Source organism: Micromonospora sp. PTRAS2 (genome assembly GCF_054052245.1).
In genome coordinates, this window is sequence record NZ_JBSWBU010000002.1 from 495,169 (window position 1) to 509,274 (window position 14,106).

The window sequence follows — 14,106 nt, forward strand, 5'->3', positions numbered from 1 at the left end:
CGACGGGCCGCCTACCGGGACCGCGCGACGCGCGACGCGTCGTCGGCCGGCGGCTGCGGGTCGGCGGTCGTCGACTGCACGTCGGCCGTCGGCAACTGCGGGCCGGCGGTCGTCGACTGCGCGCCGGCCGTCGGCGGCTGCGGGCCGCGGCGGCGCAGCAGCCAGAAGACGCCGCCGCCCACGGCGAAGGTGAGCAGCACGCCGAGCACCCCGGACAGGCCGGTGGAGAGGAAGTCGTTGTCGAGGCCGCGGACGCCGTAGTCGGCCAGCGGGCTGTCGGCCAGCTCGTGGTCGCGTTCCTGCTGGGCGGGGCAGCTGCCGCCCGTGATCTCCCCCTCGGCGTCGACCGTGCAGCCCTTGAGCAGCGACGAGTCCAGCCCGTCGGGGTGCGAGGAGGCGTAGTTGCTCACCACGCCCGCCAGCAGCAGGGCGACCAGCAGCCCGCCGACGACGAAACCCCAGGGACGCTTGCTCATCGGGCACCTCCGGCGACCGGGACGACGGGAGCCGGCGCGGCCGGCCTGAGGGCGCGCAGCGCGTACACCAGATCGGGGCGGACCTTGGCGACGGTGACCACCGTGGTCGCGGTGATCAGGCCCTCGCCGATGCCGATCAGCAGGTGGACGCCGGCCATCGTGCCGGCCAGGCCGGCGAGGTTGCCGCCCAGGTCGGTGGTGCCGCCCAGCCAGTACTGGAGCACGAAGCCCTGGGACGCGACCACGACGCTGACCAGCGCCGAGACGAAGGCCGTCACGGCGAGGCCGGTCGGGGTGCGCGGCAGCACCCGCAGCAGCAGGGCGATCAGCAGGTACGCCGCCGCGGTGCCGAGGACCGCCATGTTGGTGACGTTCAGGCCGAGCATCGCCACCCCGCCGTCGCCGAAGACCAGCGCCTGCACGACCAGCACGACCGCCACGCAGAGCGCGCCGACCCACGGGCCGACCAGCAGCGCGGCGAGCGCGCCGCCGAGCAGGTGGCCGCTCACCCCGGCGGTGAAGATCGGGAAGTTGAGCATCTGGACGGCGAAGATGAACGCGGCGACGAGCCCGGCCATCGGGGCGAGCCGGTCGTCGAGGTCGCGCCGGCCGCGCAGCACGCAGAGGGTCAGCACGGCCAGGGCGAACGCGGCGAAGACGGCGGCGACCGGGCCGTTCACGATGCCGTTGGAGATGTGCATCGCCAGGGTTTCCACTCGACCTCCCGGAGGCCCGGCGGGAGCGTCCACGCCGGCTCGGCCCAGCCTATTTCCACGGATGAGCTGTTGCCAATCCCTGGCAACAGCGTCGAGGCGCTGATCACCGCCGGGCCGGGGACCGCCGCGCGGGGCCGGGACCGCCGCGCGGGGCCGCCCGGACCGCCGCGCGCGCCCCGCCCGGACCGCCGCGCGCGCCCCGCCCGCCATGTCGGCGACATGGGGCCATCACCGCCCCCGGGATCCCGCGATGTCGGCGACATGGCGGGCGGCGTCGGACCGGCAGCCCGGGGCGGCGTCGGATCGGCAGCCCGGGGCGGCGGTAGGGTTCGGCCATGACCGCGCCAGCCCGCCTCAGCCCCGGTGACCCCGCGCCCGAGTTCAGCCTGCCGACCGACACCGGCGAGACCCTCTCCCTGGCCGACCTGCGCGGCCGGACGGTGATCCTGTACGCCTACCCCGCCGCGATGACCCCCGGCTGCACCAAGCAGGCGTGCGACTTCCGCGACTCGCTCGCCTCGCTCCGGTCCGCTGGCTACGAGGTGGTCGGCATCTCGCCGGACAAGCCGGAGAAGCTGGCGAAGTTCCGCGAGCGGGACGCCATCACCTTCCCGCTGGTCGCCGACACCGACCGGGCGGTGCTCACCGCCTACGGCGCGTACGGCGAGAAGCAGTCCTACGGGCGCACGGTGACCGGGGTGATCCGGTCCACCTTCGTCATCGACCCCGACGGCAAGATCGAGCGGGCGCTCTACAACGTCAAGGCCACCGGCCACGTCGCCAAGTTGCGCCGCGACCTCGGCCTCGACCGGGCGACCGGGTGACCGGGTGACCGGGCGACCGGGCGACGCCCGCGCCGGAGGCCCGACACCCCCACGCCCCGCGCCGCACGCCGGGTCACAACGGCAAGCAGCGAGATGGCCGGGGCACCACCCGCCGTCGATACTTTCCTGGTAGCGATCAGACTACGGCCGGTCACGCCGGGGATCGCGGGCCCGCCGCACACGGGCACCGGGACGAAGACGGCTGCCGGCATCCGCGCGGGGAAGGGGCAGCTGTGGACTACGCCGAAATCGTGCACCTGGTGAACACCGATCCGGTGGCCCAGATCTTGCTGGAGTCGCCGGTCGCGATGCGGCTCGGCTACGTGGGCCTGGACGGTCACCCGCGCACGGTGCCGGTCGCGTACCTGTGGAACGGCGAGGCGTTCCAGTTCGCCAGCCCGACGACCGCGTACAAGGTGCGGGCGATCGCGGCGCATCCGCAGGTCTCCTTCAGCGTCGACACGTACTCGGCGGAGGTGCGGCGGAAGGTCGCGGCGCAGCTCGGCCCGACCGTCTCCGACTACACGCCCGTCGTCATGCTGGTGCGCGGCACGGCGTCCATCGAGGTCCACCCCGGGGTCCCGGACGTGCACGTCAAGGCGTCTTGGCGGATGTTCGCGGACAAGAGCCTGGCCCCGGGCTGGGAGCAGCAGAAACGCGCGCACACGACCGACATGGCGGTGATCACCATCAAGCCGACCCACGTCACGCTGTGCGACTTCGTGACCCGGTTCCCGCCGCCGGTCGAGATCAACGCGCCCGCCCACGACCCGGCGCACGGCGGCAGCGGCGGCGCGCCGGTCCCGGTCACCTGAGTCCGGCCGGGATCCGGGCGGTCCGCCTGCCGGACGGTGCTAACACGAGGGACGCCGAACCCTCTAGACTCCTCGGGCAGGCGGGAGTGGTGGAATTGGGTAGACACGCAGGATTTAGGTTCCTGTGTCCGTGAGGACGTGGGGGTTCGAGTCCCCTCTCCCGCACCACGGGTTCCATCACGCGCGTCATCGCGGTCGACGGGTCGGTCGATGCTCCGGCCGGCTCCGTCGCGACCCGCCGACCCCAGCAAGCCGTCCGGCACCTGGTGCGGCTGTTGTGCGTGTCACGATCGTGCGGCCGGCGGGTGGCGGCGGGGCCAGGATGGCGACGTGAGCCTGCGTTTCGTCCTCGACCCCGACCTCACCGCCGAGCTGCGCGCACAGATCGTCGCCCTGTGGGTGGACGTCACCAACGCCGGCGGCGCGGTCGGCTTCGTGCCGCCGGTTACCGCGGCCGACGTCCGGCCCGTCGCCGAGGCGGCGTTCGCCGGCATCGTCGACGGCCCGGACCGGCTGCTCGTCGGCTTCGACGGCGACCGGCCGCAGGCCGTGCTGGTCTTCGCCGACAACCGGTTCGACCTCAAGGCCCACTGGTGCGTGCTGAAGCGGGTGATGGTGCACCCGGGCACGCAGGGCCGGGGGTACGGGTCGGCGCTGATGCGGGAGGCGGAACGGCTCGGCCGGAAGCTGGGCCGGGAGGCGCTGCACGTGACCGTGCGGGGCGGGCTGGGGCTGGAGCGGTTCTACACGCGGCTCGGGTACCGGGAGGTGGGCCGGCTGCCGGGCGCGCTGCGGGTCGCCCCGGGCGACGACCGCGACGAGATCCTGATGTGGCTCGACCTCACCGCCGGCAGCCCCGATCCTGGGAAGGCGTCGCGGTAGTCCGATCAATGGCCGGTTGCGGTGCAATCGCGTCGGCGTGTCGGGGAGCGGAGCCAGCCAACATCCCCGCCCGGCCAGGTGGGGACGCCGACGAGACTCCGGGTCAGTTGCGGCAGCCGGCGGCGGGCGCTTCGGCGGCGAGCGGCACGACGGGCGCGTCCGGGGCCGACGGGCTGGATGAGGCCGGGGCGGCCGACGGCGACGGGCGCGGGGACGTCGCGCGGGGCGTCGGCGAGGCGCTGGGCCGGGGCGACGCCGAGCGGGCAGCCGGTCGACCGCCGCCGGCCGACGCGCCGCCGCCGTACATCCTGACCGTGCCGCGCTGGACCTGCCCGGGCGTCAGCCGGACGCCACCTGCCGTGACGCGGTGGCCGTAGACGTCGGTGACCCGGATCGAGTACGGGCCGGGGCCGACGCCGGACTCGACCAGCCAGTAGTTGTAGTCCTGCCGGGCGGCGGCCCGCCACCCGCCCGATTCGCCCTGGCGCACCTCCACGGCGCGCAGCGGGTTGCCGTGGTCGGCGACCAGCACGGCGAACCAGTACCGCGAGGCGCCCTCCTTGATCCGGAACGTGAGCGGGCCGGGCAGCGGCGGGTCGACCACCGCGCGGTAGCTGACGGAGACGATGCCCTGCACCGGGTCGGCGATCCGCGCGAACGCCTCGCGCGAGAGGTCCAGGTGACCGGGTGCGCACTCGGGGCACTGGTCCATGACGAGGACGCGGACCGTGCCCTTCGGGCCCGTCACGTCGAGGTGGCCCCCGCAGGCCGCGCCGGCGGCGTACTCCGACGGGCCGAGCGCCACGTAGAGCCGGTTCGCCGGGGCGCTCGGGTAGGAGCAGTTGCCGCCGGCGCCCTTGGAGTCGTAGAAGGTGGCCTTGCCCTTGTGGACGGTCCCATCGACCGGCGGCGCGGCGGCGACCGGCGCGGCGACACCGAGCGGGACGGCGGCGGGCGGGGCGGCGCAGGCCGGGGTGGCGCCGGCGCGCAGGGCGAGGGTCAGGCCGAGGACGCCGGCGAGGACGGCCACCCCACCGGCAGCGAACCAGCGGGACCGGCCGGGGCGCGGGGCGCGGCGGCGGCCGGGGCCGCCGGCGGGCTGGGGGGCGTCCGTGGGCGCGCTTCCGTCGGTCACGCCGGTCGATGCTGCCGGACCCCCGGCGTCGGGGACAAGCCGGCTAAGCCAAAGCTAAGACGCCGGGCGTCACCAGGCGGCCCCGATGCCGTCGCCCGGATACCAGTGCCGGGCCGGGGTCTCCCGGTACGCGAGGAACCGCCGGCCGGTGCGTTCGGCGTGCTCGGCGAGGACGTTGGTGGCGGTGACGTTGTCGGTGAGCAGCAGCGCGCCGGGGGCCAGCTTCGGCTCGACGGCGTCGAACTCGCGCTTCTCGTGGGCGCGGCTGTGGTCGCTGTCGTGCAGGAAGAGGTCGACGGGCCGGTCGAGCGCGCCGATCGAGGCGACGGAGTCCCCGACCACCAGGTCGACGACCTCGGACCAGGGTGCGGTGCGGGCCAGGTAGCCGGCCTCGGGGTTGATGTCCAGCGAGGTGACCCGGCCGGGGTGGCCCTCGGCGGCGTTGCGCAGCAGGGCCGCCGCCAGCACGCAGCTGCCCAGCCCCTTGTCGACGCCGGTCTCCACGACGTGGGCGGGGCGGGCGGCGCGGACCATCGCGTACCAGCCGATCCGGCGCGCGTAGCGGACCTGGCGGTCGGCCAGGCCCCGGCGGGACGCCTCCGCGGTGGCCCGCTCGATGTGCCGGCGCAGCTCGTCGTCGCCCTCGATCTCGGCGAACCAGCCGCGCACCCGGCCCACCGGCACGTCGCAGACGACGCTGACGAACCAGGACAGGTGGTGCCGGCTCAGCGTGGTCAGCTCGTACGTGTAGTTGTGGTGCTCCCGGGAGGTGACCAGCCAGCGGGCGGAGGCGCGCAGCACCTTGGCGTCGTACCGGGCCACCCGGGCGAGCCGCCTGGGGAAGGCGGCGACCGGGGCGAGCCGGGTGCGGGCGACGGCCCGCCGGAGCTTCGTTGCGTCCACGGGAGGGTTGTACCAGGTCCGGGGAAACAACGGGTGGCGAACTTCACCCTCGCCCGGCCCCGGACCGGCCGGTACGGGCACGTGCGGGGCGCGGCGCGTCGATAGCATCGCCGCCATGTCCCGTCCCGAGCAGGTGGCCGCACCGACCCCGGGCGGCCCGCCCGACCCGCCCGCCGCAGCGTCCACGCCGGAGGGTGCCGGGGCGCGCCCGAAGCGCCGCCGGTGGGGGCGGATCGCGCTGGTCGCGCTGCTCGCCGTAGTGCTGCTGGGCGCGGGTGGCACGGTCGCCGGGGCGCTGTGGCTGCGGTCGGTGGAGCGGGGCGTCGACCGGGTCGACGCGTTCGCCGAGGTGCCGGAGCAGGAGCGGCCGGCGGCGGTGGCCCGGGGCGCGCTGAACATCATGGTCCTGGGCAGCGACTCGCGGGACCCGGACGGCACCCAGGGGTCGCGCACCGACACGATCATCGTGGCGCACCTGCCGAAGGACCGGTCGAGCGCGGAGCTGATCTCGATCCCCCGGGACACCTGGGTCCCGGTCCCCCGCTCGGCCGACGGGCGGCACGGCGGCCGGGAGGCGAAGATCAACGCCGCGTACGCCTGGGGCGGGGTGCCGCTGATGGTGCGGACGGTGGAGCAGTTCACCGGCGTCCGCATCGACCACGTGGTGCTTGTCGACTTCGCGGGGTTCCGGGAGATCATCGACGCCCTCGGCGGGGTCGAGATCACCTCGGAGAAGACGTTCACCTCCATCCACCCGCCGTTCCGCACCTTCCGGCAGGGGCCGCAGCTCATGGACGGCGAGACGGCGCTGGACTACGCCCGGCAGCGCAAGCAGTTCGCCGACGGCGACTTCGCCCGGATCCGGCACCAGCAGCAGGTCATCAAGGCGATCCTCGACCGGGCCGCGTCCGGCGGCATCCTCGCCAACCCCAGCCGGCTCAACGCGTTCGTGCGGGCCACGTCGGATTCGGTCTCCGTCGACCGGGGCATGTCGCTGCTGGACATGGCGACCCAGCTGCGCGGGTTGCGCGGCGGCAACCTGTTCTTCTTCACCTCGCCCAGCCGGGGCACGGGCACCGTCGGCAGCGAGAGCGTCGTCTTCGCCGACGACCGCCGGGCGCGCACCCTCTACGACGCCGTCCGCCGCGACGCCGTCAAGGAGATCGTCGCCGCCGGCTCGTGACGCCGCCAAGAGCCCGGGCTGGGCGGTCGGGGAACGTCGGACCCGGTCCGTAGGCTGCCGCCCATGCCCGACGACCTGCCCCGGCTGCTGGCCGCGCTGCCCGCCGGAAAGCTGCCCCCCGGCCGCCTGATCACGCCGCAGGCGGGCGGGCCGCCGCGCTACTGGCTGAGCGACGCACCGGCCGAGCCCGCGCTGTGGGCGCAGTTCCGGCGCAACCACCCCGGCACGGGGCTGTGGCCGCTGCTGCTGAGCGGCCTGGGCGGCCAGCCGCACCGCCCCTGGGTCGACGGGGAGGTGGCCCCGGCCCGCCGGCCGCCACGGGGCGGGCACGACCCGGCGGAGCTGCTGGCGCACTGGTGGGACGGCTGCGTGTCCGAGGACGACGACCCCGAGCTGGCCGAGGCCACCGCCCCGTTCGGCCGGCGCTGGCCCGGCCTGGCCGCGCCCGGCGAGCCGGAGGAACCGGTCGGCGACGTCGCCGACGACCTGGTGGACTTCCTGCTCAGCGACACCGAATACCTCGGGGAGACCCGGCTGGGGCTGGTGCCGGCCGCCGGCGGCGCGGACGCGCCGGCCGCCACCGGCTGGACGGGGCCGGTGCACCACCTCGACTCCGGTGGCCAGCTCACGGCGGTGCTGCGCAGCTGGGCGGAGCGCTTCGGCGCGCTGGTGATCGGGGTCGGCTTCGACACCCTCCACCTCAGCGTGGCCGCCCCGCCCACCACGCCCGAGCACGCCCTGCGCGTCGCCGCCGAGCACCTCGCCTTCTGCCCCGACAACGTCCGGCAGGGCAGCGGCTCGCTGGCGGCGTACGCGCAGGAGATCCGGGGCATGCAGAGCTGGTCGTTCTGGTGGGACTGACCGTCGGCGGCCCACGTCCCGCGCGGCGTCAGCCGCCGGTGCGCCGCCGGGCCACCAGCTCGTCGAGCAGCGCCGCGTGGGCCGGCTTCGGCCGGAAGTCGGCGTCGAAGAGGCAGGCCGCGCCGAAGCCGCGGTGGTAGCCGGGGATCCAGCTGCGGGCGTCGGTGAAGCCCCACACGGTGACCGACGCGCAGGCGGCCACGTCCAGGCAGGCGCGCAGCACCTCCCGGTACACGGCGGCCTGGCGGCGCAGCCCCTCCGCCGTCGCGGGGAGCCGCACCCGCACGTCCAGCTCGGTGACGGCGACGCGCACGCCCAGCGCGGCGAAGCGGCGCAGGTTGCCCCGGACGTCCTCGGGCGGACGCTCGGCGTCCAGGTGCCCCTGGAAGCCCACCCCGTCGACCGGTACGCCGTCGGCGCGCAGCCGCCGCACCAGGTCCAGCAGCGCGTCGGCCTTCGCGGTCCGCCCCTCGGTGCCGTACTCGTTGACGAACAGCCTGGCGTCGGGGTCGGCCTGCCGGGCCCAGCGGAACGCGTCGGCGACGTAGCCGGGGCCGAGCTTGCGCAGCCAGAGGGTGTCGCGCAGGGAGCCGTCCTCGGCGAGCACCTCGTTGACCACGTCCCAGGCCCACACCCGGCCCCGGTAGTGCGCGACGACGGCGGTCACGTGCCGGCGCAGCACCTCCCGCAGCCGCTGCGCCGGCCAGTCCGGGGACACCCAGTCCGGCACGTCGTTGTGCCAGACCAGGGTGTGGCCGTAGACGGCCTGGCCGTTGCGGTGGGCCAGGTCGACGATCTGGTCGCCGCCGGCCCACGCGTACACGCCGGGCGAGGGCTCCAGGTTGCGCCACTTCATCGCGTTCTCGGCGGTGACCGCGTTGAACTCGGCGGCGAGGACCCCCGGGTAGGCGGGGTCGAGGTTGAGGCCCCTCGGGTCGACGGCCGTGCCGATCAGCGTCCCGGCCGGGGCGAGGCCGCGCAGCGTGCCGGCCGCCGACGGGGTGTAGGCCGGGGCGGACCGGGCGGCCCCGGCCCCGCCCGGGTCCCCGGCGCGGCCGGTGCCGACGGCGGCCATGCCGGCGAGCAGGACGGTGGCGACGACCAGCGCCGCCGCCACCAGCAGGCCGGCGGCGGTGAGCGGGCGCGGCCGGGTCACCGCCGGAACCGGCCGGGGTCGGGTGGGCGCGCCGGCCACGGCCCCGGCGGCGGCGTCAGGGTGGGGCAGCGACGCCCGATCGAGGCTCCGGCCGCCGTCACCCACGGGCCCAGGGGGCGGCTGTGAAGTTGCGCCGGGCGCGCTCGGCGTAGATCGCGCGGGGCAGCTCCGGCACCTCCTCGGTGGTGAGCAGGCCGGTCAGCGTGCGGGCCACCGCCGCCGCGTCGCCGGGCACCCGGGGCGTGCGCAGCGCCGCCGGCTGCCCGATCTCGTCGAGGAAGTCGTCGCACTTCTGCTGGTACGGCACGAGGGTGAACGGTACCCCCGCCAGGTAGGCGAAGACGGCCCCGTGCAGCCGCATGTGCAGCCCGAGGTCGCAGCGCTTCATCTCGTCCCAGCAGACACGCACGCCGTCGCGGGCGGTGACGACCCGCACGTCGCAGTGCCCCGCGACGGCGGCCCGCAGCCGCTCGCTGACCCGCTCGTCGCCGTGCAGCGGGTGGGTGTTGAACACGAACACGGTGATGTCGACGGGCTCGGCGCGCACCAGCGCGCGTACCCCCTCGACCAGGGCGTCCTCGCGGCGGCGCACGTCGGCGTCGGCGGCCTCGTGGTCGACGCCGAGCAGGGTCACGCCGAGGCGGGCCCGGCCGGTGGGGCGCGGCCGGCGCGGCGGGACCGGCTCGCCGAGCGCCTCGGGCAGCAGGCCGGCGAGGTCACCGGCGGGCACCAGCACGCCCGGGTAGCCGGCCCGTTCGAGGACCTCGGCGGAGGCGATGTCGCGTACGCCGATGAAGGCGACCCGGCGCAGGACGCGCAGCAACCGGCGCTCGGAGGCGGCGGAGACGAACGGGCCGACGGAGACCCCGACGGCGGCCATCGGGTGCCCGGACACCCCGGAGAACAGCGAGAAGACCTTCTTCTCGCTCAGCGGCCCCATCTCGCGGAACACCGAGCCGCCGCCGAAGACCAGCATGGTGGAGCGGCGCAGCAGGGCGGCCTTGTTGAGCACCCAGCCGGCCCGGTCGGCGGTGCCGCGCGAGCGGTACCAGCGCGGGTCCATGCCGGTGCGCTCCGGCGGCAGGTCCACCATGGGTGGTGCGGCGAAGACGGGCTCCTCGGCTCCCCAGTAGACCCGCGTCGCCCAGTCCATGACGACACAGAACGCGTTGTCGCCGACGTTCTCCATGCCGTAGTAGCCGACGACCAGGGGCCGGCGGGCCACGGCGGCCGGCGCGGGACGGGTGGGTGCCGGTTCAGGACGCACGGGGAGCCTCCCTGCTCAGGCGCCTGCGCAGGTCGCGCCAGGTGGGCAGCGGGGCGTCGCCCACGACGCCCCGCCGGGCGGCGACCCAGAGCAGGCAGCAGAGTACCGCCTCCGCCAGCACGGTCGCCCCGGCGGCACCGCGCACGCCCCACGCCGGGACGGCCACCGCCAGCGCCACCAGCAGCACCACGGCGCCCACGGCCTGGTACACCACCTTGCGGCGCAGCAGCCCGCCGCTGGTCAGCAGCGCGGCCACGGCGGCACCGCCGAACCGGAACGGCACCGCCAGCGCCAGCACCGCCAGCACCGGCGCGGCGTCGCGGTATGCCGGGCCGAACACCAGCGGCAGGGCCACCAGGCCGCCGACCGCCACCGCCGCCGCGACGACCGCGCCGAGCGCGACCATCCCGGCGCTGCCCCAGCGGTACGCCAGCAGCACCGCCTCGGCGTCCGAGCCGGCCCAGCGGTGCAGCTTGCCCAGCAGGTACTGCTGGTAGACGACCCGGGGCACCAGGTAGACGGCGGTGAGCACGGCCATCGGCACGGCGAGCAGGGCCGCCTCCGCCCCGCCGAGCAGCTGGGCGGCGAGCACCGTGCCGAAGTGGATGCCGAGCAGGTAGCAGACGTTGCCGAGCACGTACGGGGTGGCCGCCCCCAGCAGCTCGCGCGGCCGGGGGCCGGTGTCGACGTCCGCCGGGGCGGCGGGGACGGCGGCGCGGGGGGCCGGGACGGCGGCTCGGGCGGCGGGGGCGGTGGCGCGGGCGGCTCGGGCGGCGGGGGCCGGGTGGCCCTCCAGCGGCATCGCGCCGCGCCGGAACTCGCGGGAGGCCAGCAGGCAGGCGGCGACCGTCGCCACGGCGACGACCGCGTACCCGGCCGCCGCGGCGACGACCGACAGCCCGGCCGCCCAGACCGCGCCGGTGACCAGCACCCGGCCCAGGTGGGGGGCCAGCTGGAGCGCGGACAGCCCCCGGTAGTCGCCGCGCAGCTGCCGCACCGCACCGGCCAGGGCGAGCGCCGCCTGGGCCACCACGACGGTGGCGAGCAGGGCCCGCACCCCCGCCGCCGTGGTGTCGGGCAGCTCGGCGGCGCTCCAGGCCAGCACGCCGAGCAGCAGCACCGCGCAGGCCGCGCCGGCCAGCCGCAGCGACGGCCCCACCCAGCGGTACGCCCGCGCGCCCTCCTGCCCGAACACCTGCAACCACAGCTCGGACACGCCGAAGACGGCCACCGGAGCGGTCAACGACACCACGGCCAGCACGGCGGTGAACGAGCCGAAGTCCTCCCGGGTGAGCGTGCGGGCGAGCAGCACCTGGCTGCCGAACGCGGCGACGGTGACACCGACCTGGCTCAGCCCCAGCAGGCCGACCTGGGTCAGCATGGTGGCCGCCCGCCCGCGCCCGGGCTTCGGGTGCGGCCCGGAGCCGGGGTCCGGCTCCCGCCCGCGCCGCGGTTCGCCGCCCCGCCCGGCGTCAACGGCCGAGGCTGACAAGCCACTTGCCCGTCTCGCTCAGGGTGCGCAGCGCCTTGATGCCCAGCGCCACGCCGGGTGCCCGCGACGGGCGGTACATGTCGATCAGCCGGAACCAGAAGACCAGCCCGCCGAGGCGGCCCCGGGTGATGTTGCCGTCGTGCCGGCGGAACCGGACCACCGGGTGGGGCAGGTGCCGGGGGTGCACGCCGGCGCGCAGCGCCCGCAGCATCAGCTCCACGTCCTCGAAGAGGCGGAAGCTCTCGTCGTACCCGCCGATGTGCTCCAGCACCCGCCGGTCGATGGTGGTGCCGGAGTGCTTGAACGGCAGCCGGGGGCGGGTCAGCACGCCCAGCAGCATGGTGCGCGCCGAAGTGTATTCGGGCAGCCGGATGCGCCGGGAGGCGTCGCCGCGCACCTCGTGGTAGTCGACGTAGACCCAGCCGCCGCCGGTGGCGGTGAGCAGGTCGTGCAGCCGGCCCAGCGCGTCGGCGGAGAGCTCGTCGTCGGAGTCCAGCACCGTGATGTACCGGCCGGTCGCGGCGCGCAGGGCGACGTTGCGGGCCCGGGCGATGCCGCTCGGCGGCAGGCTGAGCACCCGGACCCGCCGGTCGGCGGACACGCCCGCCTCCGCCAGGACCCGGGTGACCGGGACGGCCGAGCCGTCGTCGACGACGACCAGCTCGAAGTCCCGGTGATGGTTGGCGAGCACGCTGCGCACGGCGTCGACCAGCAGTTCGGCGCGGTCGCGGACCACGATGCAGACCGAGAACGTCGGCACCACGGCCGCGTCGTCGCCCGCGTGCGGTGCCCCGTCCGCGTCCTGCTCACCCTGGACGGACGCCGGCAGTGGATGCCTCATCGAGCCGCCCCTCCTCCCCCCGTTCGACATCGGCCGTGACCGTGTCGTCGCCCGACGACGCGCCCGTCGCGCCGCCCAGCGACAGGATCACCAGCTGCCCGAAGAGGAACAGCCACATGAAGTACGGGTACGCCATCGGCTTCTGCGTGAGCCCGAAGAGCACGAAGACCGCGTACAGCACGCCGAGCGCCCAGCGCTGCGCCGGATCGGCGCACCGCCGCCGGACGACGACGTAGAGGCCGGCGACGGTCCCGACGACCGCGACGAGGCCGACGACGCCCCAGACGACGAGGACGCGCAGCAGGTCGTTGTGCATGTCCCACGGCTCGTAGCCGAACCCGAAGAGCCAGACGTCCGGCGTGGACCGGTGCAGGACGCGGGCGACGTCGTTCCAGATGGCACCCCGGCCGTGCATGAACGTGTCGGAGCGCACGTCCAGCGAGCCGACCTCCGTCAGCGCCACCCCGGCCCGCTCCCGGACGGCGTCGCCCACGAGCGCGACGGCGACCCCGCCGGCCGCGACCAGGCCGGCGGCCACGGCCACGACCCGCCGCCGGCCGACGCGGGTGCGCAGCGTGGCCCGCAGGGCCCCCAGCCGCCGCGCCTCGAAGGCGGCCACGATCACCAGCAGGCAGCCGATGGTGAGCCGGTGCAGCGACACCGCGCCGGTGGCCACGAAGAGGCCGACCAGCGCGTACCGGCCCAGCGGGGTCAGGCGCAGCCGGCCGCCGGGCAGCCGCAGCCGGTCGCCGAGCACATAGCAGAGGAAGACCGAGAACATCAGCAGCCGCCCGAGCGACATCGGGTGGTAGTAGCCCCCCGACGCCCGGCCGATCTTCTGGCCCGGCAGCTCGAAGTAGAACGAGTAGGGCACGACGCCGGCGACCTGGAGCCAGGCCAGCGCGCAGTGGACGACCGCGCCGGCCAGCACGACGGCCGCCACCACGGCCAGGCGGCGGACGGGGAACCGGGCCGGGCGCATCAGCGCCATCCCGATCAGCGCCACCGGGGCGAAGCTGACCAGCAGGCGCACCGCCTCGGCGGGGATCGCCGTGGCGGGGTCGAGCCGCGGGCCGTAGATGGGGTAGCGACGGATGTCGAACAGGGCCAGCAGGTCGGCGCGCGGCCCGGCCGCCAGGTAGCTGAATCCGGAGACGACCAGCAGCAGGGCGAGGGCGAGCAGCATCGCCTGCACGGGGCGCGGCGGCAGCCGGCGGGCCGCGAGGACCGCCGCCGTGAGGGCCGCCAGCATGCAGCCCGCCCCGACGGCGCTGAGCAGGACGCCCAGGTCGACGCCGCCGCCCGCGTCCCGCTCGCCGATGTCGAGCAGGGGCTTGACCGCGATCAGCGCCAGCGCGGCGGTGGCGAGGTGGCCGGCGGCCCGGTCGAGCCGCTCCGGAGCGCCGCCCCCGAGCCGGGTGCCGGGGGCGGTGAGCGGCGCGGGACTGTCCACCTTGTCCAACCGTCGGTAAGGAGCAAAACACCAGGACGATACCAACGCGGGGGCCCCGCCCGCTGACCCCACGGCCGCCCGGCGGGGCGCGCGGGCGGCGCG

The 14,106-nt window shown here is 75.9% G+C and carries 14 protein-coding genes and 1 tRNA gene; 6 read left to right on the forward strand and 9 right to left on the reverse strand.

The features are described from left to right. Positions 1-11: 11 nt before the first annotated feature. Together ACVMYR_RS08140 and ACVMYR_RS08145 are read right to left on the reverse strand one after the other, a co-directional pair. Entirely contained in the window at positions 12-476 is a 465-nt protein-coding gene (locus ACVMYR_RS08140; RefSeq protein ID WP_457121464.1) for a PDGLE domain-containing protein, read from the reverse strand. Next, entirely contained in the window at positions 473-1,192 is a 720-nt protein-coding gene (locus ACVMYR_RS08145; RefSeq protein WP_077936510.1) for an energy-coupling factor ABC transporter permease, read from the reverse strand. Before ACVMYR_RS08145 ends, ACVMYR_RS08140 begins: the two co-directional genes overlap by 4 nt. Before the next feature lie 335 nt (positions 1,193-1,527). Between ACVMYR_RS08145 and bcp the strand changes: the two genes are divergently transcribed. From bcp to ACVMYR_RS08165, 4 genes are all read left to right on the forward strand, one after another. Further along, a complete protein-coding gene (bcp, locus tag ACVMYR_RS08150) occupies positions 1,528-2,016 on the forward strand; it encodes a thioredoxin-dependent thiol peroxidase (protein WP_457121465.1) in 489 nt (162 codons plus the stop codon). A 233-nt stretch (positions 2,017-2,249) separates the two neighbouring features. Then, entirely contained in the window at positions 2,250-2,831 is a 582-nt protein-coding gene (locus ACVMYR_RS08155) for a pyridoxamine 5'-phosphate oxidase family protein (RefSeq protein ID WP_077936509.1), read from the forward strand. Between the two features lie 80 nt (positions 2,832-2,911). Next, positions 2,912-2,999: transfer RNA gene (locus ACVMYR_RS08160), tRNA-Leu, on the forward strand. 162 nt (positions 3,000-3,161) lie between these two features. Beyond that, positions 3,162-3,713 carry an N-acetyltransferase family protein gene (locus tag ACVMYR_RS08165; RefSeq protein WP_457121466.1) on the forward strand — a complete coding sequence of 184 codons (552 nt, stop codon included), beginning with the start codon at positions 3,162-3,164 and terminating at the stop codon, positions 3,711-3,713. A 103-nt stretch (positions 3,714-3,816) separates the two neighbouring features. Here ACVMYR_RS08165 and ACVMYR_RS08170 read toward each other — a convergent pair whose 3' ends face one another. Together ACVMYR_RS08170 and ACVMYR_RS08175 are read right to left on the reverse strand one after the other, a co-directional pair. Then, the gene (locus tag ACVMYR_RS08170; protein ID WP_457121467.1) at positions 3,817-4,848 is read right to left on the reverse strand and encodes an expansin EXLX1 family cellulose-binding protein; all 1,032 of its coding nucleotides are present in this window, start codon (positions 4,846-4,848) and stop codon (positions 3,817-3,819) included. A gap of 69 nt (positions 4,849-4,917) precedes the next feature. Continuing rightward, positions 4,918-5,751 (reverse strand): class I SAM-dependent methyltransferase, encoded by an 834-nt coding sequence (locus ACVMYR_RS08175; protein WP_396791673.1) that lies wholly within the window; start codon positions 5,749-5,751, stop codon positions 4,918-4,920. 115 nt (positions 5,752-5,866) lie between these two features. On the opposite strand from ACVMYR_RS08175, the gene ACVMYR_RS08180 reads away from it, so the two are divergent. Both ACVMYR_RS08180 and ACVMYR_RS08185 read left to right on the forward strand, forming a co-directional pair. Then, the gene (locus tag ACVMYR_RS08180; protein WP_077936505.1) at positions 5,867-6,934 is read left to right on the forward strand and encodes an LCP family protein; all 1,068 of its coding nucleotides are present in this window, start codon (positions 5,867-5,869) and stop codon (positions 6,932-6,934) included. 63 nt (positions 6,935-6,997) lie between these two features. Beyond that, on the forward strand, positions 6,998-7,795 hold the full coding sequence (locus tag ACVMYR_RS08185) for a DUF4253 domain-containing protein (RefSeq protein ID WP_396791669.1): 798 nt from the start codon (positions 6,998-7,000) through the stop codon (positions 7,793-7,795). A 28-nt stretch (positions 7,796-7,823) separates the two neighbouring features. Here the strand turns inward: ACVMYR_RS08185 and ACVMYR_RS08190 are convergent, their stop codons facing one another. The 5 genes from ACVMYR_RS08190 to ACVMYR_RS08210 form a co-directional block, all read right to left on the reverse strand. Next, positions 7,824-8,951 carry an endo-1,4-beta-xylanase gene (locus tag ACVMYR_RS08190; protein WP_457121468.1) on the reverse strand — a complete coding sequence of 376 codons (1,128 nt, stop codon included), beginning with the start codon at positions 8,949-8,951 and terminating at the stop codon, positions 7,824-7,826. 97 nt (positions 8,952-9,048) lie between these two features. Next, positions 9,049-10,218, reverse strand: coding sequence for a polysaccharide pyruvyl transferase family protein (locus ACVMYR_RS08195; RefSeq protein WP_457121469.1), 1,170 nt, complete (start codon positions 10,216-10,218; stop codon positions 9,049-9,051). Continuing rightward, positions 10,208-11,599: a lipopolysaccharide biosynthesis protein gene (locus ACVMYR_RS08200; RefSeq protein WP_457121470.1), complete on the reverse strand. Its 1,392-nt coding sequence runs from the start codon at positions 11,597-11,599 to the stop codon at positions 10,208-10,210. The genes ACVMYR_RS08195 and ACVMYR_RS08200 overlap by 11 nt, the downstream gene beginning before the upstream one ends. 91 nt (positions 11,600-11,690) lie before the next feature. Next, positions 11,691-12,551, reverse strand: coding sequence for a glycosyltransferase family 2 protein (locus ACVMYR_RS08205; protein WP_457121471.1), 861 nt, complete (start codon positions 12,549-12,551; stop codon positions 11,691-11,693). After that, positions 12,517-14,004 (reverse strand): hypothetical protein, encoded by a 1,488-nt coding sequence (locus ACVMYR_RS08210; protein WP_457121472.1) that lies wholly within the window; start codon positions 14,002-14,004, stop codon positions 12,517-12,519. The genes ACVMYR_RS08205 and ACVMYR_RS08210 overlap by 35 nt, the downstream gene beginning before the upstream one ends. Positions 14,005-14,106 lie beyond the last annotated feature (102 nt).